Raw genomic sequence first — 21465 nt, 5'->3', positions numbered from 1 at the left:
AGATCAGCGGCGTACGGCCACGCTATGCGTCGGCGACGGGAGGAGGCTTCCTCCACCTTGCTCCGGCGGGCGGGGCCCGCCGGAGGGTCAGGACTCCTGCTCCAGCACGGTGAGCATGGAGCGCACCACGGAGGAGCGCCAGCCGCTGCCCATGGTGCGGTGGGCGACGGCCTGGAACGGGCTGTCGAGGTCGAAGCCGGAGTGCTCCATCAGCATCCGGGTGCCCCGACCCTCGGGCTCCAGCCGCCAGGTGACGACCGAGTCGAGGCCGCTGCCGCTGCGGTCGGCCCAGGTGATCTGGAGCAGCCGTTCCGGCTCGACGGCGAGGACCTCGCAGTGGATGGTGCCGGCGAAGTGCAGCGCCGGCATGGGTTTGGCCTGGAAGGTGAACTGGTGACCGACCACCGGCTTGAAGTCGTTGGGCATCAGCCAGCGGGCCATCAGATCGGGATCGACCAGGATCCGCCACACCTGTGCCGGCGGGTACGGCAGGAACTGGTCGACTTCGATCTTGTCAGGTTCGGTCACACCGGCTTCCCCTCGGTCGCGGACTCCTCGGCGACCAGCGCGGCGAAGTCGCTCATCCGCTCACGCCAGAACCGCTCGTAGGGGGTGAGCCAGTCGCGCAGGTCCATGAGCGGCTCCGGCTCCAGCCGGTAGAGCCGCTTCCGGCCGCTGCGGCGCTCGGTCACCAGGCCGGCGTCGCGGAGCACCTTGAGGTGCTCGGAGACGCTGGGCCGGCGCATGTCGAACGAGGCGGCCAGGTCCTGCACCGACTGCGGGCCGCCGTCGCGCAGCAGCCGGATGAGGTCGCGCCGCACCGGGCTGGCCAGGGCCGCGAAGACGTCCACTCCCGTGGCGGGGGACATGGCTCAGCCGCCCGATTCGCGAGTGACGAGGACGAAGCCGTTGCCGTCGGGGTCGACGAATGTGGCGTCGCGGCCCCACGGCCGGTCGTGCGGGCCGTCGACCGCCACGCCCGCGGCGCGCAGGCGCGCGCAGTCGGCGTCGAGGTCGTTGGTCTCCAACTGGACTCCCTGGAGGTCACCTGGCCCGAAACCGGTGCGACCCGGCACCAGAACGATACCAGTGGCGCCCTTCTCGGGACCCACCTGCAACCAGCGCATCGGCCCCATGGTCAGGTCCTGCACGACCGTCAACCCCAGCACGTCGGCGTAGAACGCCTTCGCCCGGTCCTGGTCCGACACGGAGACCGTGATGAGCCTGATCTGGGTGATGGTCATGGACAGGACGATAGGTAGGAAATTTCCTACCTGTCAACCGAGTGACGAGACTGTGGCAGCGGGTGAGAAACACGACGGCGGTCCGTGCCGCGCCACCCCGGGACGGGCGGCACGGCACGGACCATCGCGCGGGAGCGGCCGGTCAGCGGCTCCGGTAGCGGGCGATGGCCAGGCCCGCGAAGACCACGGTCAGTGCGATGATCCAGATCAGCGCCCGGGTGACGTAGTAGCCGGTGCTGTGGCCGAGCAGCGCCTCGGCGGGGGCGCCCTGGGTGAGGGTGCGGACCGCGTTGACCACCACCGTCACGGGCTGGTGCTCGGTGAACGCCTGGAGCCAGCCCGGCATGCTGGAGGTCGGCACGAAGGCGCTGGACGCGAAGCTGATCGGCATCACGATGAACGAGATGCCCTGCGCCGCCTGGACGCTGCCGGCCAGCAGCCCGACCGCCACGAAGATCCAGACGAAGGCGAACCCGAAGAGCACCAGGAGGCCCAGCGCGCCGAGCGCGGAGCCCCAGTCGGTGTGCACCCGCATCCCCACCACGAAGGCGATGGCGATGGTCGGGATGAGCACCGCGACGGTCATGGCGAGGTCGGCGAGGACCCGGCCGGTGAGCACGGCGCTGCGCGGCATGGGCAGCGACCGCAGCCGGTCGAAGAGGCCGCCGACGTGGTCCTCGGCCACGCCGAGCGCGGTGCCGATCGTGGCGAACATGATCCCCACCGTGAGCAGGCCGGGCGCCATGAAGTCGACGTAGCGCATCGTGCCGGTGCCGATCGCGCCACCGAACACGTACCGGAAGATCAGCAGGAACGCCACCGACTGCACGATGCGCAGGATCAGCAGTTGGGGCGTGCGCCGGTAGATGCGCAGGGCGCGACCGGTGAGCACGCCGACGCTGGGCAGCAGGCGGGCGTTGTTGGCCGGGTGCGGCGCGGCCACGGCGGTCATCGGGAACTCCTCGACACGGTCTCGGGCTCGATGCCCGCGGGGGACTCGGGCGACCGCGGCTCGGCGCCACGGGGCTCGCCCGCCGGGGTCGACCCGGTCAGCGACAGGAACACCTCGTCGAGCGTGGGCCGGCGCAGGGCCACGTCCTCGACGTGCACGCCCAGCTCGCTGACCTCGTGCAACGCCTCGCGGAGCCGCTCCGGACCGGAGTCGACCGCCACCGAGGCCATCAGCGAGCCGTGGTCGACGACAGGCGTCTCGGCGCCGATCCGGGTCAGCGCCCGCACGGCCGGGTCGAGATCCTCCCGGTCGCGGACGTGGATCTCCACGATGTCGCGGCCGGCCTGGCTCTTCAGCTCCTTGGCCGTGCCGGAGGCGATCACCTGCCCGTGGTCGATGATCAGGATGGTGTTGGCGAGCCGGTCCGCCTCCTCCAGGTACTGCGTGGTGAGCAGCACGTCGGTGCCCTCGGTGGTGAGCGCCCGGATGGTGTCCCACAGCTCGATCCGGCTCTGCGGGTCGAGCCCGGTGGTGGGCTCGTCGAGCAGCAGCACCTGCGGGCGGCCGACCAGGCTGGCGCCCAGGTCGAGCCGGCGCCGCATGCCGCCGGAGTAGGTGCGGACCAGCCGGTCGCCGGCCTCGCCGAGGCGCAGGCGCTCCAGCGTCTCCTCGGCGCTGGCCCGGGCGGTACGCCGGTCCTGGCCGAACAGCCGGGCGATCATCTGGAGGTTCTCCCGCCCGGTCAGCGCGGGCTCGACCGTCGCGTGCTGCCCGGCGAGGCCGATGAGCTGGCGGACCCGGGCCGGCTCGGCGGTCACGTCGATGCCGCAGACCCGCAGCGTGCCGCCGTCCGGCCGGGTGAGCGTGGAGATCATGCGCAGGAAGGTGGTCTTACCGGCCCCGTTGGGGCCGAGGATCGCGGCGACCTGGCCGGACTCCAGGCGCACGTCGAGCCCGTTGAGGGCGACGACCTTCCCGAAGGACTTGCTGAGGCCCACGGCCTCGATCATCAATGACATGGCACTCTCTCAACTGAGGACCGGGAGTCCGTCGGGCCGTTCCGGCTCGGGGCCCCGACCCCGGGGGGAGAGGTCGGGGCGGCCGAGCCGGGGCGCGTCGACCTACTGGTCGGCGTGCGCCGACATGAGGACGAAGCCGTTGCCGTCCGGGTCGGAGAAGTTCGCGTCACGACCCCACGGGCGGGCGTTCGGCCCGTCCACCTTGACGCCGGCGGCGCGCAGGCTCTCGCAGTCGCCGTCGAGGTCGTCGGTGAAGAGCTGGACGCCCTTGAGGCCGCCCACGGGCACACCCAGCACGCTCGGCAGCAGCGCGAAGCTGACCGGCGATCCCTTGGGCGCCACCTCGAGCCAGCGCATGGGCCCCATCTGGGAGTCCTGCGACACCTCGAAGCCGAGCTGCTCGACGTAGAACTGCTTGGCGGCGTCCTGGTCGGACACGGGCACGGTGATCAACTTGATTCCCTTGATGCTCATGCCGACGACGATAGGTAGGGAACTTCCTACCTGTCAAGCAGGTCCGGGGGTGTCGCGCCGGCCTTGCGCAGCGCCGCGAGCACGAACGACGGGGTCACCGACTGCTGGGTGATCTCGGTGCCCAACGCGTCGGAGAGCGCGTTGGTGATGGCCGGCGGCGCGCAGATGGCGCCCCCCTCACCGACCCCCCGGTAGTCCGGCGGACCGGCCCCGGGCTCCGGGCCGAGGTGCACGATCTCGATCGGCGGCACGTCCGCCGCGGTGGGCAGCAGATAGTCCCGCAGGGTGCCGGTCAGGGGCCGCGCCGCCGCGTCGTAGTGCAGCCGCTCGTGGAGCACCCCGCCCAGTCCCTGTGCCGTGCCGCCGCGGATCTGCCCCTCGACCACGGCTGGATTGATCATCGAGCCGCAGTCCTCGACCACGAGGTACCGGGTGACCGCGACCTGTCCGGTGCCCGGGTCCACCCGTACCCAGCAGCAGTGGGTGGCCTGGGCGAACCCGCCGTCCGCCCCGTCGTGGGTGGCGGTGGCCGCCAGCTCGGTCGGCGTGTCCGGGGGCAGGTAGGCCGGGGCCAGGGAGACCATGCCGGCGAGCTGCACCATGGTCAGCCCGGTCGCCGGCCGCTCCCGCACGAAGACGCGGCCGCCGCCCAGCTCCAGCTCCTCCGGCGGGGCGCCGAGCATCCCGCTGGCCAGGCGGAGAACCTGATCGCGTACGGCCCGGGCGGCCCGGACCGCCGCGCCGCTGCCGAAGGTGGCGGACCGGCTCCCGCCGGTGCCCACCATGCTGAACGGGGTGGCGTCGGTGTCACCGTGCACCACCCGCACGGCCGTGTACGGCAGCCCGAACTCGGCCGCCACCACCTGCGCGAGCGTGGTCTCGTGCCCCTGCCCGTGCGGGATCTGCGAGGTGAACAGGGAGACCTCGCCGGTCGGCTCGACGCGGACCCGGGCGGTCTCCTTGCCGCCGCCGGACATGGCGAGGAACTCGGCACCGCCCGGCGACGGCTCGATGAAGGTGGCCAGCCCGAAGCCGAGCACCTCGCCGCGCTCCCGGGCGCGCCGCTGCTCGGCCCGGAACCGGGGCAGGTCGGCCAGCTCCAGCGCCCGGTCCAGGGTGGCCGACGCCCGCGTCCCGTCCAGCCGCCACCCGGCCGCCGTCCGGTACGGCTGCTCGGCCGGGGTGACCAGGTTGCGCCGGCGGATCTCCTCCGGCGCCAGCCCCAGCTCACCGGCGATGATGTCGAGCAGCACCTCCCGCGCCCAGGTCTCCACCGCCCACGGCCCCCGGTACGCCACGTACGGCCCCTTGTTCGTGCAGACCGTGCTGACCTCGAAGTCGTACGCGGGCACCCGGTAGGGGCCGGGGATCAGCAGCCGCAGCGCCAGCGTGAAGAACGCCGGGTTCATGGGGATGACCGAGTACGCCCCGACATCCATGACGAGCCTCGCCCGCAGCCCGAGCAGGGTGCCGTCCGCCCGTACCGCCGCCTCCAGGTGCAGCGACTCGTCCCGGGCGTGCCCGCCGACCAGCAGGTTCTCCCGGCGGTCCTCGATCCACCGCACGGGCCGGCCGGTGCGCACGGCGGCCGCGCACACCAGCAGGTCCTCCCGGGTGATGCCCCACTTAGACCCGAACGAGCCACCCATGTCCGGCACCACCACCCGGACCCGGTGCGGCGGCAGCCGCAGGTGCGCGGCGAGCACCATCCGCATGAGGTGCGGCGCGTGCGCGCTGGCGTGGTACGTCAGCTCGCCGCCGGCCGGCTCGTACGCGGCCAGCCCGCCCCGGGTCTCCAGCGGCGCGGCCATGTACCGGTGCTGCCGCAGCGTCCGGCCGATCACCCGGTCCGCGCGGCGGAAGGCGCCGTCGACGTCGCCGTACCGCGCGGTGTCGTGGTACGGCACGTTGCCGGGCGCCACGTCGTACAGGGCCGGGGCGGCCGGGTCGAGGGCGGTCGCCACGTCCGGCACCGGGGGCAGCTCGTCGTACCGGACCTCGATCAGCTCCAGCGCGTCCTCGGCCAGGTAGCGGCTCTCCGCCACCACCATGGCCACCGGGTCGCCGACCAGCCGCACCCGGTCGTCGGCGAGCGCGGTGTGCACGAGCTGGGTCATCCCGGGGATCGAGGCGTCGAAGCTGACCGGGCCGAGCGTCCCGGCGAGGTCCGCCGCCGTGAAGACGGCGACCACCCCGGGGGCGGTACGGGCCGCCGAGGCGTCCACGGTGATCCGGGCGTGCGGGACGGTGCTGCGGAGGAACGCCGCGTGGGCCAGGTGCGGGGCGGTCAGGTCGGCCACGTACCGGCCCCGGCCGGTCAGCAGGCGCGGGTCCTCGATCCGCCGGGCCGGGCTGCCGATCCGGCCCTCCTCGGGTACGCCGCTCATCGCGCCGCTCCGTCCGGCGCGGCCGACCGGCGCCGCTCCGCCGCGGCGAGCCGGACCGCGTCCACGATGCTCTGGTAGCCGGTGCAGCGGCAGATGTTGCCGGCGAGCGCGATCCGGATGCCCGCGTCGTCCGGGTCCGGGTCGTCGGCGAGCAGCCCGTGCGCGGCCAGCAGCATGCCCGGGGTGCAGAAACCGCACTGGAGGGCGTGGCACCGGCGGAAGGCGTCCTGCATGGGATCCAGCTCGCCCGGGGCGGCCAGCCCCTCGACCGTGGTGATCTCGTGGCCCCGCGCCTGCACGGCGAAGAGCAGGCAGGCGTAGACCGGCTCGCCGTCGAGGAGCACCGTGCACGCGCCGCAGGCGCCCTGCTCGCAGCCGACGTGCGTGCCGGTCAGCCCGAGATCCTCGCGGAGGAAGTCGGCAAGCGTCCGGCGCGGCTCGACCCGCCCCTCCCGGCGTACCCCGTTCACCAGCAGCTCGACGGACTCCATGCGTCGCTCCCCAGGTCAGTGTGTCGGTCGGGCCCGGCGCGCCGCGTCGGACAGCGCCCGCCGGACCAGGGTCACCAGCACCTCGCGGCGGTACCCGGCGTCGGCCTGCACGTCGCCGACCGGCTCGGCCTCGGCGGCGGCGCCGGCCGCGGCCTCCGCGATCGCCTCGGCGTCGAGGGGTCCGCCGCGCAGCGCCCGCTCCACGCCGGGCAGGCGACGCGGCGCCGGGCCGCCGCCCAGCACCGCCACCCGGGCGTACGCGCACCCGCCGTCACCGCCCCGGCCGAGCACCACGGCGGCGCCGGCCAGCGCGAAGTCCCGCGCACGGCGGCCCAGCTCGTGGAAGCCGTGGCCGGTGCCGGCCGGCGGCACGGGGTACCGGACCCGGGTCAGCACCTCGCCCGCCCGCAGCGCCGTGCCGCCCGTCGCGGTGTGGAAGTCCCCGGCCGCGACCTCGCGCTCCACGCCCCCGATGCCGGCGAGGACCACTGTGGCGTCCAGGGCGAGCGCGGCGGCGGGCAGTTCGGCGGCGGGATGCCCGAGCGCCAGGCTGCCCCCCACGGTGCCGCGGTTGCGCACCTGCGGGTGACCGATCCGGCCGACCGCCTCGGCGAGCAGCGGCAGCCGGGCGGCGACCACCGGGGACCGCTCGACGGCCCGCTGACGGGTGAGCGCGCCGACGGTCACGGCGTCCGGCTCGTCGCGGATCCCGGCCAGGCCGGCCACCCCGTTGAGGTCGACCAGCACCCGGGGCCGGGCCAGCCGCAGCGCCATGAGCGGCACGAGGCTCTGTCCACCGGCGATCAGCGTGGCGTCCGGGCCGTGCCGGGCGAGGAGGTCGTGGGCCTCGGCGAGGCTGGTCGGGGCGTGGTGGTCGAAGGGCGCGGCCTTCACGCGCCACCTCCCTCGGCTCGGCCGGTCAGTCCTCGGCGCGGCGGGTCTCCAGAATGCTGTGCGTGGAGGCGGTGGGCAGGATCCGGACCAGCTCCAGGCCGGCCCGGTCGAACACGTCGCGGAACTCCTGCTCGGTCCGCTCGTAGCCGCCCGGCGTGTTGAGCCGCACCCACATGCCGGCCATCAGGTACTTCAGCGGGCGGCGCGGCGGCGCGGGCACCAGGTGCGCGGCCACCAGGATCCGGCCCGACGGCGGCAGCACCTCGCGGACCTTGCGCAGGATCTCCACCGACTCGTCGTCGCTCCAGTCGTGCAGCACCTGCTTGAGCACGTACGCGTCGGCGCCCGGCGGCACCCGGTCGAAGAAGCTGCCGCCCACACAGGTGTAGCGGTCGGCGACGGCGCTGCCGGCCACCCGCGCCCGGGCCCGCTCCACCACGGGCGGCAGGTCGAACAGGACGCCCTCGATCCCCGGGTGCTTGAGCAGGATTTTCTCCAGGAAGGTGCCCTCACCGCCGCCGAGGTCGACGATGGTCTTGACGCCCTCGAAGTCGTACGCGTCGACGATCGCGTCGTCCTTCGGCCCGGAGAAGATGGTCTGGGCGCGGCTGAACACGGCGTACTGGTCGCGGTTGGCCGTCATGTAGTCCCAGATGTCCCGGCCGAAGACGTGCTCGAAGGCGGGCTGGCCGGTGCGGATGGTGTGCAGCACCTCGGCCGGCTCCCACACCTTCCAGGCCCACTCGGCCCCGAGCATCTCGGCGATGCCGTGCAGCGAGTTCGGCGCGTCGCTGATCAGGCAGCGGGACTCCTCGGTGTGCGCGAACACCCCCGGCTCGACCTCCTGGAAGATCGACTCGCTGGTCAGCGCCCGCATGAAGAGCAGCAGCACGTCCCGGTCCCCGCCCACCTCGGCGGCCAGCTCGTCGATCGACTTCGGACCGTTCCGGAGCCGGTCGGGCAGATCGAGGCCGGCCGTGGCGACCTGGATGCACACCGAGGTCAGCCGGCCGAGCAGCTTCTCCAGCACGGTCACCGACACGGGAGGCGCGAACTGCTGCGGTGGGTTTTCCATGGCTCGGCCTCCCGGTGCCCGTCGGCTGCGTCGCACTCAAGCTATCCAGGCGGGACGTACCGGATCTTCTTCTCGGTTGCTGGAAAAGCGACCGGCCGGCGGCCCTGGTGGACCGCCGGCCGGACGACCCGCGCCGGGCTCAGCTCGGGCGGCGCTGGAGCCGCCAGAACCCGAAGCCGGCCAGCAGCCCGGCCAGCACCAGGTAGAACGCCGACTCCAGCCACTGGAACGACCAGTACCGGCTGGTCGGCTGGTACGCGATCTCCACGTGCACGTCGTGCTTCGCCAGACAGACGGCGGTGTCCCCGTACGGGCCCTCGGCCGTGCCGGTCTCCGGGGCGTTGGTGAAGCACTCGTTGAAGATCCCCTCGTCCAGCGGCTCACCCGTCTTCGTGAGCAGCTCGCTGACGTCGGTGACCCAGGCGTCCGGCACGGTCAGGCCCTTGACCACCGGGGCTCCGGTGATGCTGCCCAGGCTGCGGGCCTGGTTGATGGCCTGCACGGTCATCGGCTTGGTGAGGTGCTCCGCCGGCAGGAAGTGCGGCCGGATCACGTTGGGCACCAGGAACTGGAAGACCACGAAGGCCAGGATGGTCAGCGCCATGGCCGGCACGGTCCGACGCACCATGAGCCCGATGATCGTCCCGAGCACGAAGGCGAACGCCGCGTACGCGATCGGCGCGATGTTCCGGGCGCCGAACAGGATCGTGCTGAACCGGTTGTCGGCCACCTGGTCCACGGGGCTGGCCGCCCAGGTCAGCAGCAGGCTGGCCGCGCCCGCCACCACTATGCTGGCCAGCCCCACCAGAGCCAGCTTGACCGCCAGCCAGTGCCGGCGGGTCACGCTCTGGCTCCAGACCAGCCGCTGGGTGCCGGCCTCCAGCTCCCGCGCCACCAGGGGCGCGCCCCAGAACATGCCGAGCAGGCCCGGGATGAGCCCGAGCAACGCGGCCAGGTAGAGCAGGGTGTTCTCGTAGTCGGCGCTGAACTGGCTCAGCTGCGGGCCGCAGTCGGCCAGGCTGGCGCACTGCGCCCGGTAGTTGTCGTAGGAGTCCCGGATGTCGAACCCGAGGTAGAGGAAGTACGCGGCGATCAGGGCCAGGCCGATGACGCCGACCAGGGCCTGCCCGCGGAACTGCCGCCAGGTCGTCCAGATCACCGTACGGCCTCCCCCGCCATGGCGTCCGCCAGGCCGGCGGAGACGCCCGCCGCCCGGGTCATGTAGCTGAGGACCATCTCCTCCAGCGAGACCGGCTCGACGCTCCACGGCGTACGCGGCAGCGCGCCGGCCACCCGCACGACCGCGCGGCTGTACTGGTCGGTGTGCTGCATGCGGATGACCTCGACCTCCGCCGGCAGCCGGTCCAGCTCGCCGCGCGGGGCGACCAGCCGATAGTGCTGGGCCAGCAGGTCCTTCACCTCGCCGGCGACCTGCACCCGGGAGGCGCAGAGCACGATGAGGTAGTCGCACACCCGCTCCACGTCGCTGAGCAGGTGCGAGGAGAGGATCGCGCTGGCACCCAGTTCGGCGACGAACTCCATAAGGTTCTGCATGAACCCGTCCCGGGCCAGCGGGTCCAGCGCGGCGGCCGGCTCGTCGAAGATCAGCAGCTCCGGGCGCTTCGCGGCGGCGATGGTCAGCGCCAGCTGGGCACGCTGGCCGCCGGAGAGCCGGCCCGCCTTCTGCTTGAGGTTGAGCCCGACCTGCGCGATCCGCCGGTCGGCCAGGGACTGGTCCCAGGACGGGTTCAGCTTCGCGCCCATCCGCAGGTGGTCAGCCACGGTGAACGTGCCGTAGACCGGGGTGTCCTGCGCGACGAACCCGACCTTGGCCAGGTGCGCCGCGTTCGCCGCCGGAGGCGAACCGAGCACCCGCAGGCTTCCCGCCGTCGGCGTGATCAGCCCGCAGGCGAGGTTCAGCAGTGTGGACTTGCCGGCGCCGTTCGGCCCGACCAGGCCGACCACCCGTCCGCGGGGGACGTTGAGGTTGCAGTCGGCCAGCGCGAGCCGCTTGCCGTATTGCTTCGTCAGACCCTCGGCCTGGAGTGCGGGATAGGAATTCTCCTGTGGCATAGCGTCAATCCTGCGGATCGCCGTCCGCCGCAGCATCGGTCCAAAGTAGGGTCGGCGCTTCTGGCTACCGTACTTTTGACTGGTTTCCCTCGGCCCGCCCCCGACGGCGGAAAAGCACGCGCGGCGGCGCCGGGGAAACGGGTTCCCTGACGCCGCCGTGACGAACGGGCGGTCAGCTCACGTGGCGCTGGATCCGCCACAGGCCGAAGCCGGCCAGCAGCCCCGCGAGCGCCAGGTAGAGCGCCGACTCGATCCACTGGAACGACCAGTAGCGGCTGTTGGGCTGGTAGTCGACCGTGACATGCAGGTTCCGCTCGCCGAGGCAGGCCGCGGTGTCCGCGGCGCCCCCCGACTGCGGCCTGGTCAGACAGGTGTCGATGGTCCGGGCGTCGACCGGCTGCCCGCCGGCGGTGAGCAGCTTGCTGGTGCCGGTCACCCAGGCGTTCGGGATGCTCAGGCCCTTCACCGTGGCGTCGGTGCCCACCCCACGCAGCTCGCGGAGCGCGTCGGCGGTCATCGCCTTCGTCACGGTGACCGGCTCCATGAGGTGCGGCCGGACCATGTTCGGTATCAGGAACTGGAGCAGTGTGAAGGCCAGGATCGTCAACGCCATGGCCGGCACCGTCTTGCGCATCAGCAGCCCGATGACCGTGCCCAGCACGAAGGCCAGCGCCGCGTACGCGATCGGCGTCAGGTTGCGGGCGCCGAACGCCAGCGCCGCGAACCGCTCCCCGGACACCTTGTCGTAGGGGCTCGCCGCCCAGGTCAGCAGCAGGCTGGCCAGGGCCGCGACCGCCATGCTGGCCAGGCCGACGAAGAGCAGCTTGACCGCCAGCCAGCGGCGCCGGGTGACGCTCTGGTTCCAGACCAGCCGCTGCGTGCCCGACTCCAACTCCCGGGCGATCAGCGGCGCACCCCAGAACACGCCCAGCACCGCCGGGATGATCGCCAGCAGCAGGGCGAGGAAGAGCAGCCGGGTGCGGTAGTCGTCCTGGAACTGGCTCATCGCGTCCAGGCACCGGTCGGCGACCGCGCACCGGTCCTGGTAGCGGTCGTACGCCTGCCGGATGTCCAGACCGGTGAACAGGAGGTAGGCCGCCAGCGGCGCCAGCGCGACGACGCCGACGAGGGCCTGGGTGCGGAACTGCCGCCAACTCATCCAGATCATCGCGGCACCTCGACCCGCGGCAACGGACACGACTCATCAATAGGCATGACCACATCCTGGAGAGGTGGCCGCCGCCCAACATCGGCCCAAAGCACGGTTCACCGCGCCCCGGACCGTACTTTTGACCGGTTCGGTCGACCGGGCGAATACCTAGCGTGGGTCGCATGGACACTTCGGACCGGTCGGCCCGCGGGGCCGGAATCGCCTTCGACATCGCCTTCGCCCTGGCAGCCGTGCTGGGCATGGCCTTCACCGCCTACATGATCAGCGACAGCTGGGGCGGCAGCTACGCGGTCTTCGACACCGCCGTGGCCGCGGTGGTGTCCCTGCTCGCGCTGGGTCGCCGGATCAACCGCACCTGGACGGCCGTCGCCGGCCTGGTCGTGGTCGCCGTGGCGATCCTCGTCTCGCAGGTCGCCGACCTGCCGCAGGAGCCCAGCCCCATCGCCTCGCTGGCGCTGGCCGTGCTGGTCGCCTCGGCGCTGCGGCACCTGCCCACCCAGTGGGGCTGGGGCATCGCCGCCGGCGGCCTCGCCGTCATCCTCGCCTGCTGGATCACCGGCGGCTTCCGGGCCGTCGCCGTGATGGGCACCGTGGCGTGGCTCGGCGCCGTCGCGGTCGGCGCGTCGATGCGCGGAGCGGACGCGAGCAAGCGAGCAGCCGTCGAGCGTCGCCGGGCGGCCGAGGAGGCCAACCGGCAGTGGGACCCCACCCGCACCTTCTGACCCTGCTGACCCGAGGGCCGGTCTCCCCGAACGGGAGGCCGGCCCTCGGCCTTCGTCTCCGGGTCCAGCTCTCCGCCGCCGGGAGGCGGGCAGCGCGGTGCCGAGGCGCGTTGTAGCGTGCGCTGTCATGAAGCTGGCGCCGGTGCGCGTATCCACCCGGACGCCCTCTGTGGCACGTCGCTGGCGGTTGCTGGGCGCCGCGACGCTGGCTGTCGCGCTGTGCGCCGGGTACCCGTCGGTGACCATGGGGCATCGCCTCGACCACGGCAGTTCGTGGTGGCACGGGGCCGACGCGGAGACCCTCACCGAAGGGCCCAGGACGGAGATTCGGTTCGCCTTCAGCCCCCGAGGGCAGATCACATTCGGTGCGTCCATCCGCAATCCCGGCCCGTGGCCGGTGACGATCACCGGCGTCGCGGTCAACGACGGCCCCGCTGACCAGCACGTGTTCAAGGTCGTCCGCCTGGCGGTCAACCACACCGCCGAGGCCAACGCCATGTTCGACCCGGATGCGGCGACACCCTTCCGGTCGATGAGAGTGGGGGCGGGCACGGAGTTGCCGGTCTTCGTCACGATCACGATCCCGGACGTGGAGATGGCTCCCGGTTCAGGGCTGTTCTTCGACAACCTCGCGGTCGCCTACACGGTGCTCGGCCTGCCTCGCCACCAGCGGGTGCCGATGGGCTTCCGCCTGTCGGTCCTCTCCCCGGACGGCTACGTTCCCGACGACGCCCGGAACCAGCCCCGGGACTAGAAGAAGATGGAGCAATCGGTCCGCGCCGCAAACGGCACGCTCGGGCAACAGGCCGACCGACGGCCGGGCTGCGCGAGACCGTGGAGCGACTTCGAGAGTGCGGGCCGCGACTCGTGCGGCTGGGCACGGTGACAGTGCATGATCCGCCCGGTGCGAGACATCGAGCGGAGGGGTCGCCGGGGCGGGGCGAACACCTGATCACCAATCCGTGATCCTGTGAATATGAGTCAGTACTTTCAGGCGGGCGACCTCGTCCTGTGGAACCCTTCAAACCGGGTGGCCGAGTTGTTCGTCCGGACCAGCAACGCGGTCGCCGACCTGGTTGACAGACCGACCGGGATCGGGCCCATGCAGGCCGACGAGTACGACATCGACCTCGACGTGTTCGCCGATTTCGTGGATGCGCTGGTGGCGCAGTACCTGTCCTCGAGCCACACGATCCTCAGGTCCTTGCTGGAAGGCTTCACCGCCACCGCGCTCGTTCTCGTTGACCGCGCCGGCCGAAGCGTCCGCTCGCTCCAGGCCACTGCCACGCTGGACCCGAGGGACGTTTCCGTCGGCGCAGGAGGAATCCGCCCGCTGGGCGACCCCGCCCGTCTCCACGAGCTCGCCAGCACGCACGCCGCAGCCATGCCAGTTTGACCACATCACGTGATCGTGTCCGCCCGCGGCAGAAAAACTAAACCGCTACTTCCTGGGACGAAGATCAGTGCATGCCCGCAGGAGTGCAGTGCGTCGCGGCGGGCCAGCGGAAGGAGCGGCAATGGCGTACGTGTCGGTCGACGTACCGTCGCCCCTGAGCCAGTGCATCATCTTCTGTGAGATCGAGTGTGTCCGCGACTGCTGCGGGATCGACGCCGTCTCCACCGATCCTGCCGTTGTCGAGGCGTGGTGCCGCGAGGTGGGGTCGGACACGGTGGTCGAGGCTCGGCTTCAACTCGCCGAGCTGATCGAGATGGTCGAGGACCGCTCGCACCGCGTCGAGTCGGCTTTCCTCAACCACCGCACGCCCGACCACGCTGCACGGCGTCAGCTGCTGGACTTCCTGTCCGCCTTGCAGGCGGGACTGGCGGCCGGTGATGCGCACTCGGGCACCGGGTGTCCGCGGCGATCCTGTCGCGACCGGGCAACCTGACCCGCCAGCCGTACGGGCCAGCAGATATGAGACCGACAAGCAGTGCCGGACCTGGCTCCCCCGGAGAGCCCAGGAGCTGATCGCGGTGGATACGGAAGAGCCCCCGACCCTGCCGTTTCGGCTGGTCGGAGGCTTCTTCCTGTCCTGCGCGCCCGAAGGGACTCGAACCCCTAACCTTCTGATCCGTAGTCGTAATGAGAAGGTGGCCCTGACATGGAGTTTTGCAGGTTTGTCCGGATTCGGTATGTAGCAGTAGCAACGGAACGTGACACTAGACGGCGTTTCCGACCCACGAGGCGCCCCCCAGGGGGCACGGTCAATGCAAATGCTTCGATCAACTGGGCAGGCGATCGCGACTGCCGCTGGTCGAGCGTTGGTAGGCAGCGGCGTGCCTCTATTCACCGATCGACCGCCTGGGGTCTTGGTCAATCGTCCGCTTCTTGATCCGCTAGCGAGGAGTCGACCGCTCGCGCGCCTGGCTCACCAGGTCCTGGATCACCGTCGACGGGCTGACGTTGCGGCGTTCGGCCTCCTCGAACAGCCACGCAAGGTCGTCGGGGCTCAGCTCCGCCGTGTATGCCGCTGTCGCCGGGCGGGGCTCGTACTCCACCTCGGCCTGGTAGATCCAGTCGGTCACCCGCGCGTTCATAGCCCGCTGGATATCTTCACGAGTCGCTTTCATGATCCCCTCCGAGCGTCTTGGGGCCCCTCACGCGTCATTCTTGTTCAGCTGCCTGCCGCAGGCCACCAAGACAAGGTCGCCGCCGACGGCTGGCGTCGGGGCGGCGCGGACGATGCCGGTCGAAGGTCGCCAGCGGCCCGGGCAGGGCCAGCACGGCCGGCTTGCGGGCCGCGTTGATCCTCCCGGACTAATTCGGCAACGTGAGCGGCTGCGTCTCTCGGGCTGGCTAAGCCACCTCGGCGGCAGGGGCGGCGGTGTCTCGGACGGAGTTGAGGATCGTGATCAGGTGGTCGACGTCGGCGGACGGGAAGATCGAGTCCGGCCCGTGCGGGGCGATGTCGCTGAACGGGGATTCGTAGAGCCGCGCGGGCTCCATCACGCCGTTCTGCGTGAGGTGGGTGATGATCAGGTTGACGAAGTTGATCTGGTTCGCGGTCAGGGTCCGGCCGGCCAGGAACTCGCCGAACGCCTCGGTGGCCGCTTCCCTGTCGAGTCCGACCAGCGAGCGGATGAACAGGCCGAGCCCGTGGGCCGAGCGGCGGGCCTCATCGATGTCCTCCGTGCCGCCGCCGCTGGCCGCCAGCATCCGCTCCAGCTCATCGAGGTCGGTCGGGGAAAGCTGCTTGTTGCGGCGCAGCTTCTGCAACGCCAGGTGATCCTCGTGAGCGCGCAGGTACACCCGGGCCTTCGCGCGGAACCGCTCGAACTCCGTGCCGATCTTGATGTCATTCAACGTGACGACGGAGATCTCGCCCAGCTCGTCGGTGAAGTCGGTGTAGACGATGGCCCGCTTGGACCTCTCGATCAGCTTGACCAGCCCACGGAGACGGCGGCGCATCAGCTCCAGCATCGGCAGGGTGATGTCCTGCCACCACTCGTCGCCGGCCACCTCGTCGAGGAGTTGCTGCTGCTCGCGGACCGCCGGGATGCTGGTCTGCTCCAGCAGCGTCGAGGCGATGTCCTGCACCTGCCGGCGCAGCCGGTCGTAGGCGGGTTCCACGTCGAGCTGGCCGAGCTGGAGGCGCAGCACCAGCAGGTCGAACCGCTTGGCGGCCTCGTCCTCGTCCTTCACGGCGGTGGGCAGGCCGGCGAGGTTGCTGCCGATCTCGTCCACCGCCTCGGGGGTGAGCCGGTGCCAGTGCTCGAAGTCGACGTAGTACTGCACCAGGCGCCGCTTGGGGCGTACGACGAAGTTGTCGAGGTGGATGTTCTCCACCCGGCGGTGCAGGTTGCGGGCGAGGTCCCAGCGCAGCGCCGCCTCGCTCTGCGTCCCGTCGGCCTCCGTCTCGGCGCCGGCGTCGCAGGGGATTCGCTGGTCGAGGCGGTAGATCAGTTCGAGCTGGGCCTTGAACAGCCGCTCGGTCAGCGACTCGCCCAGCGTGCCCTCGGCCGCCTTCGGGTTGTGGTTGAAGAACTCGAAGTTCTGGCAGAAGTCGAAGATGAAGAAGTCCTGCTTGTGCTGGTCGGGACCGTAGAGGTCCTTGCAGAGACGGGTGCCGCGGCCGATCATCTGCCAGAACTTCGACTTCGACCGCACGATCTTGAAGAAGACCAGGTTGACGACCTCGGGCACGTCGATGCCGGTGTCGAGCATGTCCACCGAGACCGCGATGTGCGGGTCCTTCTCCTTCTCCGAGAAGGCGTCGATGAGGCTCTGGGCGTACTCGGTCTTGTGGGTGATGACCCGGGCCAGGTGGCCTCGGTGCATCGGGTACGCGAGGTCGAACCGCTTCTGGATGAAGTCCGCGTGGGCGTTGTTCTTGGCAAAGATGATGGTCTTGCCGATCCGGTCGCCGCCCGCGACGTGATGGCCGTGGGTCATCAACGTCTCCAGCACCTTGTCCACGGTGTCGGCGTTAAACAGCCACTTGTTGACCGCGTCCGGGTCGACGCTGTCCGGCGGTCCGTCCTCACCCCAGTCGATGGCGTCCCAGTCGTCCTTCTCCTCCTCGGTGAGGTCGTCGTACCGGATGCCGTCGCGCTGGAACTTCAACGGTACGGAGACCGCCCGCGGCGGCACAAGGAAGCCCTCGTTGACCGCGTCGTCGAGGTCGTAGTGGTCGGTGGGAACGCCGTCTTCCAGGTTGAACAGGCTGTAGGTGTTGCGGTCGATCTCGTTGCGCGGGGTCGCGGTGAGCCCGACGAGGAGGCTGTCGAACCAGGAGAAGATCGCCCGGTACTTCTGGTAGACCGACCGGTGCGCCTCGTCGATGATGACCAGGTCGAAGTAGCCGGGGCCGAAGCGACGCTCACCGCTCGCGGTCTCGTTGATCAGGCCCATCATGGTCGGGTACGTCGAGACGTACACCCGACCCTCGGTGTTCTTCTCGGTGACCAGGTTGACCGTCGCCGCGTCCGGCAGGTGCGCCTTGAACGCGTTGACCGCCTGGTTAACCAGCGCGTTGCGGTCGGCGAGGAAGAGCACCCGCTTGACCCAGTTCGCGCGCATCAGCAGATCGACCAGGGCAATCACGGTGCGGGTCTTGCCGGCGCCGGTGGCCATCACGACAAGCGCCTGGCGCTGCCGCTGCGTCTCGAACGCCTCGCCGATGGCCCGGATCGCCCGGTGCTGGTAGTACCGCTCGACGATCTCCAGGTTGATGGGCACGTCCGCGAGCGGCTTGCGGGTGTCGCGGCGCTGGATCAGCAGGTGGAGCTCATCCTTGGTGTAGAAGCCCTGCACCGGGCGGGGAGGGTAGGCGGTGTCGTCCCAGAGCCAGGTCTCGTAGCCGTTGGTGTAGAAGATGACCGGCCGCTGGCCGTACCGCTGCTCCAGGCAGTCGGCGTACAGCTTGGCCTGCTGCTGACCGACGGTGGCGTCCCGGCGGGTGCGCTTGGCCTCGACCACCGCGAGCGGCTTGCCGTCGTCACCCCACAGGACGTAGTCGACGTACCCGGTGCCCGTGCCATTGGGCATGCCGGTGACCTCGAACTCGCGGTCCTCCGGGCGGTCGAGGCGCCAGCCGGCCTCCCGCAGCATGAGGTCGATGAAGAGGTCGCGGGTCTGCGCCTCGTCGTAGTCGTGGTCGTCGGGGCGGGCCTCGTTGGCGGCCTTCGCGGCGGCGATCTCGGCCCGCAGCTTCGCCAACTCAGCGTCGAGGGTCGCGGACTTCTCCCGCTCGGCCGCCAGCGCCGCATCCTGGGCGGCGAGCTTGTCAGCCAGCGCCTTGAGCTCAGCCTGGGTCTGCTGCCGGACCTGCGAGGGAACCGGCCGGGGGATGAGGTCCGGGTTGAAGGCGAGCGCGCTGGCCGGCACCTTGGCCTGGTCGCGGGTGTAGTGCCGGGCGATCCAGTACATGACGTGGAACAGCTCGCGGACGACCGGCACCGCCTCCTTCGGCGTCACCGGCGTGCTCTTGTGGACGGCCGTGTTGCCCTGCTTGCGGATGATGTTCATCTTCGCCTGCAGGCTGTTGCCCACCAGGTTGCGCAGCGACGGCTCGTGGATCATCGCCGACAGGTCGTCCTTGTACGGCTTGTTCAGCGTGCTGTCAGCCTCGAAGAGCCAGGTAAGCGCGAGTTCGAGCGACCGCCGGGCGTAGAAGCACGAGGCCCGCGGATCAGCGACGGCCAGCCGCTCCGCCCGCAGGGCCTCGCCAAACAGCACGGGCCACTCAGCCCGCAGGAACGCGAAGTTGCTCATCCGAGCGCCAACTCCCCACAGTCGACAGCCCTTGATCTTCTCACGTCAGAGCAACCCCCGGAAGGCCCGATCCTGCAACGACGCAAACAGGGAGTCCAACTCCGCCAAGCTTGTCTGATTCTTCGCCTTCAGCATCTCGACTGCATTGACGCGGTCAGCGAATTGCCGCTGCAGTGGGATAGGCGGCACAAGCACAGGCGTCGGGTAGACCCGCGATCCCGAGATGAGCGGCTGGCCGCTCTGGCTTGCATACTGATTCAAACTCGCACGCTTAAGTGCATGGGCGAGATACGTAATCGTGACGGACGGGTCCAACTCGCTGACGTAGAGCGCATTGTCTGTCACCCATGATTGGGGCGGCGACATATGGATGCAGCCGCAGTACGCGCCCACGCGTCCGACAACCAGCTTCGCTTCCTCGAACATGTACTCGTCGTGATAGCCACTGATCCCGTTCCCGCCCAGCACCGCGTGTTGTCCATTTTTGACCATTCGGCTCGCAGGCAGGAAGGATCCACTTTTCAGCTTGGCTAGCTCGCCGAGGGTGCGCAACTCCATCCCTCGCCTGTTCGTTGCAGGCTCGTCGAACATTTCGAGGAAGATGGACTGGGGGAGGTCGTCGAGGTTGGCGAGGGCCTGGTGGCGCTTGGCGCGCAGCTCGTCCGCCCGATCCAGCACCTCCGCAATCCTCCGCTGCTCCTCGAGCGGAGGCTGGGCAACCACCTGCTCCTTCAAGAACTTGAAGTGCCGCGAGTAGCCAGCACTCGGGATAGGCAAGGAGGCCAAGTAATAGTATAGGAATTTGGGATCCCAGCCAGCCTGCGGCTTGAGCACCTTCACGCCATCGGCACCCATGCAGAACGGAAAGTCGACGTATTTGAAGCAGCGGGTGTGGTCCCCAAAGACGATAACGGGCCCGCTCTCGCCGTGCAGCAACCCCGGATCGTTGGTGAAGCCGGCAATCAGATTCTTGCCTTGGTCGACCACAGGGTACCGGCCGGTCCTCAGATATTCCGATTGAGGCGTCTTCGGATTGCCCGATGTCTTGTCTGAAACTGCAGCCAAAAGCGGTACTGCTGGCCAATTCGTCATCCGAGCATCGCCTTCAGGTCGGCCATGCCCTGCCGGATCTCGGATTCCAACCGCTCCAGGTCGGCCAGGATGTCGAGCGGCGAGCGGTGCTCGATCTCCTCGTGAACGACCTCCTTGTAGCGGTTGAGGCTGAGGTCGTAGCCCTGCTCGACGATGTCGGCCTTGGGTACGCAGAAGCTCTGCTCGGTCCGCGCCCGCTGCAACTCGTCGCCGTCACGCCGGAACCACCGCCCCAGCGCGTCCGGAAGGTTGTTCCTGGTGTGCTCGTCCTCGGTCAACGCCACGTCCGGCGTAGGCCCGAGCTTCCCCGCCGGCAGCAGCGGGGTCCGCTTGTCGTCGAGGCTCCAGCCGTCGGCGGTCACCTCGTAGAACCAGACGTTGTCAGTCCCACCGCTGTTGGTCTTGGTAAAAAGTAGGATCGCCGTGGAGACGCCCGAGTAGGGCCTGAAGGTTCCAGCCGGCAGCTTCACCACACCATCGAGCTTCTGGTCCTCGACCAGCATCCGACGCAACTCCTTGTGCGCCTTGCTCGATCCGAAGAGCACGCCATCCGGCACGATGACCGCCGCCCGGCCGCCGGGCTTGAGCAGCCGGAGGAAGAGCGCCAGGAAGAGCAGCTCCGTCTTCTTGGTCTTGACAATCCGCTGGAGATCCTTGGACGTGCTCTCGTAGTCGAGGCTACCGGCGAACGGCGGGTTGGCCAGGATCAGCGAGTACTTCTCCGACTCGTAGCTGACGTTCTCGGCCAGCGAGTCGCGGTAGCGGATGTCGGGGTTCTCCACGCCGTGCAGGAGCATGTTCATGCTGCCGATCCGCAGCATGGTGCTGTCGAAGTCGAAGCCGTGGAACATGCTCTCGTGGAAGTGCTTGCGCTGCACGGCGTCGAACAGCGCATTCGGATGTGTTCGGCGGACGTACTCGCCAGCCTCGACGAGGAAGCCCGCGGTGCCGCAGGCTGGGTCGCAGATCTCGTCGGTCGGTGTCGGCGCCGTCATCTCGACCATCAGCTGGATGACGTGCCGTGACGTGCGGAACTGTCCGTTGTGCCCGGCCGTGGCAATCTTGCCGAGCATGTACTCGTAGAGGTCGCCCTTGGTGTCCCGGTCCTCCATCGGGATCTGGCCGAGCATGTCGACCACGCGGGCGAGCAGCGCCGGGTTGGGGATGGTGAACCGGGCGTCCTTCATGTGGTGCGAGTACGTCGACCCGTCGCCGCCGAGCGTCCGGAGGAACGGGAAGACCCGCTGTCCGACGATCTCGAACATCTCGGCTGGCGCAGCGCTCTTGAAGTGCGACCAGCGGAGGTCGTCGTACTTGCGTCCCTGGTCGTCGCAGCCCTCCGGGAAGATCCGGCGCTCCATCGGCTTGCCCAGCCGGTTCGCCTTGTTCTCCTCCAGCGTGTGCAGGTCATCGAGCCGCTTGATGAAAAGCAGGTAGGTGATCTGCTCGATCACCTCCAACGGGTTCGAGATGCCACCGGACCAGAAGGCATCCCAGACGCGGTCGATCTTGCTCTTCAATTCACCGGTGATCACGTAGCTTCGGTCCTCACCCCGTCGTACTGCCAAGTCGACCTAGGTTAGTCCCGCCACCCCGCCCCTGCGGGATCGGGCGTTGGGGCGAAGACCCCGCATACGGAGCCGCAGCGAGGCTCATC

21 protein-coding genes and 1 tRNA gene are annotated in these 21465 nt (G+C 70.0%); 4 read left to right on the top strand and 18 right to left on the bottom strand.

Going from position 1 to position 21465, the window contains the following annotated elements; translation table 11 throughout:
* Positions 1-87 precede the first annotated feature (87 nt).
* From GA0070603_RS20795 to GA0070603_RS20735, 13 genes are all read right to left on the bottom strand, one after another.
* Positions 88-528 (bottom strand): SRPBCC family protein, encoded by a 441-nt coding sequence (locus GA0070603_RS20795; protein ID WP_091316681.1) that lies wholly within the window; start codon positions 526-528, stop codon positions 88-90.
* Complete coding sequence (locus GA0070603_RS20790; RefSeq protein ID WP_091316678.1) at positions 525-869, bottom strand: ArsR/SmtB family transcription factor; 345 nt, start codon at positions 867-869, stop codon at positions 525-527. The genes GA0070603_RS20795 and GA0070603_RS20790 overlap by 4 nt, the downstream gene beginning before the upstream one ends.
* A 3-nt stretch (positions 870-872) precedes the next feature.
* Positions 873-1244, bottom strand: a complete 372-nt coding sequence (locus tag GA0070603_RS20785; protein ID WP_091316676.1) for a VOC family protein — start codon at positions 1242-1244, stop codon at positions 873-875.
* A gap of 142 nt (positions 1245-1386) precedes the next feature.
* Positions 1387-2196: an ABC transporter permease gene (locus tag GA0070603_RS20780; RefSeq protein ID WP_091316673.1), complete on the bottom strand. Its 810-nt coding sequence runs from the start codon at positions 2194-2196 to the stop codon at positions 1387-1389.
* The gene (locus GA0070603_RS20775; RefSeq protein WP_341864937.1) at positions 2193-3206 is read right to left on the bottom strand and encodes an ATP-binding cassette domain-containing protein; all 1014 of its coding nucleotides are present in this window, start codon (positions 3204-3206) and stop codon (positions 2193-2195) included. Before GA0070603_RS20775 ends, GA0070603_RS20780 begins: the two co-directional genes overlap by 4 nt.
* 111 nt (positions 3207-3317) lie before the next feature.
* The gene (locus tag GA0070603_RS20770; RefSeq protein ID WP_091316667.1) at positions 3318-3689 is read right to left on the bottom strand and encodes a VOC family protein; all 372 of its coding nucleotides are present in this window, start codon (positions 3687-3689) and stop codon (positions 3318-3320) included.
* 26 nt (positions 3690-3715) lie between these two features.
* The gene (locus tag GA0070603_RS20765) at positions 3716-6076 is read right to left on the bottom strand and encodes a xanthine dehydrogenase family protein molybdopterin-binding subunit (RefSeq protein WP_091316665.1); all 2361 of its coding nucleotides are present in this window, start codon (positions 6074-6076) and stop codon (positions 3716-3718) included.
* A complete protein-coding gene (locus GA0070603_RS20760) occupies positions 6073-6567 on the bottom strand; it encodes a (2Fe-2S)-binding protein (protein WP_091316663.1) in 495 nt (164 codons plus the stop codon). The genes GA0070603_RS20765 and GA0070603_RS20760 overlap by 4 nt, the downstream gene beginning before the upstream one ends.
* 15 nt (positions 6568-6582) lie before the next feature.
* Entirely contained in the window at positions 6583-7461 is an 879-nt protein-coding gene (locus tag GA0070603_RS20755) for an FAD binding domain-containing protein (RefSeq protein WP_091316660.1), read from the bottom strand.
* Positions 7462-7486: 25 nt separating this feature from the next.
* Complete coding sequence (locus GA0070603_RS20750; protein WP_091316658.1) at positions 7487-8536, bottom strand: methyltransferase; 1050 nt, start codon at positions 8534-8536, stop codon at positions 7487-7489.
* Between the two features lie 139 nt (positions 8537-8675).
* Positions 8676-9695, bottom strand: coding sequence for an ABC-2 membrane transporter-related protein (locus GA0070603_RS20745; protein WP_091316654.1), 1020 nt, complete (start codon positions 9693-9695; stop codon positions 8676-8678).
* Positions 9692-10609, bottom strand: coding sequence for an ABC transporter ATP-binding protein (locus GA0070603_RS20740; protein WP_091316652.1), 918 nt, complete (start codon positions 10607-10609; stop codon positions 9692-9694). Before GA0070603_RS20740 ends, GA0070603_RS20745 begins: the two co-directional genes overlap by 4 nt.
* A gap of 172 nt (positions 10610-10781) precedes the next feature.
* Entirely contained in the window at positions 10782-11777 is a 996-nt protein-coding gene (locus GA0070603_RS20735) for an ABC-2 membrane transporter-related protein (protein ID WP_091316651.1), read from the bottom strand.
* Between the two features lie 164 nt (positions 11778-11941).
* Here GA0070603_RS20735 and GA0070603_RS20730 point away from each other — a divergent pair, with 164 nt between their 5' ends.
* From GA0070603_RS20730 to GA0070603_RS20715, 4 genes are all read left to right on the top strand, one after another.
* On the top strand, positions 11942-12502 hold the full coding sequence (locus tag GA0070603_RS20730; protein WP_091316649.1) for a hypothetical protein: 561 nt from the start codon (positions 11942-11944) through the stop codon (positions 12500-12502).
* A gap of 127 nt (positions 12503-12629) precedes the next feature.
* Positions 12630-13256: a hypothetical protein gene (locus GA0070603_RS20725; RefSeq protein ID WP_139131905.1), complete on the top strand. Its 627-nt coding sequence runs from the start codon at positions 12630-12632 to the stop codon at positions 13254-13256.
* A 222-nt stretch (positions 13257-13478) separates the two neighbouring features.
* Positions 13479-13898, top strand: coding sequence for a DUF6086 family protein (locus GA0070603_RS20720; RefSeq protein WP_091316644.1), 420 nt, complete (start codon positions 13479-13481; stop codon positions 13896-13898).
* Between the two features lie 121 nt (positions 13899-14019).
* Positions 14020-14391 (top strand): DUF6331 family protein, encoded by a 372-nt coding sequence (locus GA0070603_RS20715; protein WP_091316641.1) that lies wholly within the window; start codon positions 14020-14022, stop codon positions 14389-14391.
* Positions 14392-14538: 147 nt separating this feature from the next.
* On the opposite strand, the gene GA0070603_RS31555 is transcribed toward GA0070603_RS20715, so the two are convergent.
* The 5 genes from GA0070603_RS31555 to GA0070603_RS20695 all read right to left on the bottom strand — a co-directional run bounded on the left by GA0070603_RS31555 (position 14539) and on the right by GA0070603_RS20695 (position 21343).
* Positions 14539-14691, bottom strand: a tRNA-Arg gene (locus tag GA0070603_RS31555).
* Positions 14692-14839: 148 nt separating this feature from the next.
* Complete coding sequence (locus GA0070603_RS20710; RefSeq protein WP_091316639.1) at positions 14840-15040, bottom strand: hypothetical protein; 201 nt, start codon at positions 15038-15040, stop codon at positions 14840-14842.
* A gap of 259 nt (positions 15041-15299) precedes the next feature.
* Positions 15300-18716: a DEAD/DEAH box helicase family protein gene (locus GA0070603_RS20705; RefSeq protein WP_091316637.1), complete on the bottom strand. Its 3417-nt coding sequence runs from the start codon at positions 18714-18716 to the stop codon at positions 15300-15302.
* A 45-nt stretch (positions 18717-18761) separates the two neighbouring features.
* Positions 18762-19808, bottom strand: coding sequence for a restriction endonuclease subunit S (locus GA0070603_RS20700; protein WP_091316633.1), 1047 nt, complete (start codon positions 19806-19808; stop codon positions 18762-18764).
* Positions 19805-21343: a type I restriction-modification system subunit M gene (locus GA0070603_RS20695; protein WP_091316630.1), complete on the bottom strand. Its 1539-nt coding sequence runs from the start codon at positions 21341-21343 to the stop codon at positions 19805-19807. Before GA0070603_RS20695 ends, GA0070603_RS20700 begins: the two co-directional genes overlap by 4 nt.
* Between the last annotated feature and the right edge of the window lie 122 nt (positions 21344-21465).

The sequence above is a fragment of the Micromonospora chersina genome (assembly GCF_900091475.1).
Taxonomy (GTDB): Bacteria; Actinomycetota; Actinomycetes; order Mycobacteriales; family Micromonosporaceae; genus Micromonospora; species Micromonospora chersina.
Note: the sequence above shows the minus strand (reverse complement) of the source record. Positions and strands in the feature narration are given on the sequence as shown.

Excerpts from the sequence above, each read along its gene's own strand:
- GA0070603_RS20790 (WP_091316678.1), bottom strand. The coding sequence starts at position 869 with ATGTCCCCCGCCACGGGAGTGGACGTCTTCGCGGCCCTGGCCAGCCCG.
- GA0070603_RS20785 (WP_091316676.1), bottom strand. The coding sequence starts at position 1,244 with ATGACCATCACCCAGATCAGGCTCATCACGGTCTCCGTGTCGGACCAG.
- GA0070603_RS20780 (WP_091316673.1), bottom strand. The coding sequence starts at position 2,196 with ATGACCGCCGTGGCCGCGCCGCACCCGGCCAACAACGCCCGCCTGCTG.
- GA0070603_RS20775 (WP_341864937.1), bottom strand. The coding sequence starts at position 3,206 with ATGATCGAGGCCGTGGGCCTCAGCAAGTCCTTCGGGAAGGTCGTCGCC.
- GA0070603_RS20770 (WP_091316667.1), bottom strand. The coding sequence starts at position 3,689 with ATGAGCATCAAGGGAATCAAGTTGATCACCGTGCCCGTGTCCGACCAG.
- GA0070603_RS20765 (WP_091316665.1), bottom strand. The coding sequence starts at position 6,076 with ATGAGCGGCGTACCCGAGGAGGGCCGGATCGGCAGCCCGGCCCGGCGG.
- GA0070603_RS20760 (WP_091316663.1), bottom strand. The coding sequence starts at position 6,567 with ATGGAGTCCGTCGAGCTGCTGGTGAACGGGGTACGCCGGGAGGGGCGG.
- GA0070603_RS20750 (WP_091316658.1), bottom strand. The coding sequence starts at position 8,536 with ATGGAAAACCCACCGCAGCAGTTCGCGCCTCCCGTGTCGGTGACCGTG.
- GA0070603_RS20740 (WP_091316652.1), bottom strand. The coding sequence starts at position 10,609 with ATGCCACAGGAGAATTCCTATCCCGCACTCCAGGCCGAGGGTCTGACG.
- GA0070603_RS20735 (WP_091316651.1), bottom strand. The coding sequence starts at position 11,777 with ATGATCTGGATGAGTTGGCGGCAGTTCCGCACCCAGGCCCTCGTCGGC.
- GA0070603_RS20730 (WP_091316649.1), top strand. The coding sequence starts at position 11,942 with ATGGACACTTCGGACCGGTCGGCCCGCGGGGCCGGAATCGCCTTCGAC.
- GA0070603_RS20725 (WP_139131905.1), top strand. The coding sequence starts at position 12,630 with ATGAAGCTGGCGCCGGTGCGCGTATCCACCCGGACGCCCTCTGTGGCA.
- GA0070603_RS20720 (WP_091316644.1), top strand. The coding sequence starts at position 13,479 with ATGAGTCAGTACTTTCAGGCGGGCGACCTCGTCCTGTGGAACCCTTCA.
- GA0070603_RS20715 (WP_091316641.1), top strand. The coding sequence starts at position 14,020 with ATGGCGTACGTGTCGGTCGACGTACCGTCGCCCCTGAGCCAGTGCATC.
- GA0070603_RS20710 (WP_091316639.1), bottom strand. The coding sequence starts at position 15,040 with ATGAACGCGCGGGTGACCGACTGGATCTACCAGGCCGAGGTGGAGTAC.
- GA0070603_RS20705 (WP_091316637.1), bottom strand. The coding sequence starts at position 18,716 with ATGAGCAACTTCGCGTTCCTGCGGGCTGAGTGGCCCGTGCTGTTTGGC.
- GA0070603_RS20700 (WP_091316633.1), bottom strand. The coding sequence starts at position 19,808 with ATGACGAATTGGCCAGCAGTACCGCTTTTGGCTGCAGTTTCAGACAAG.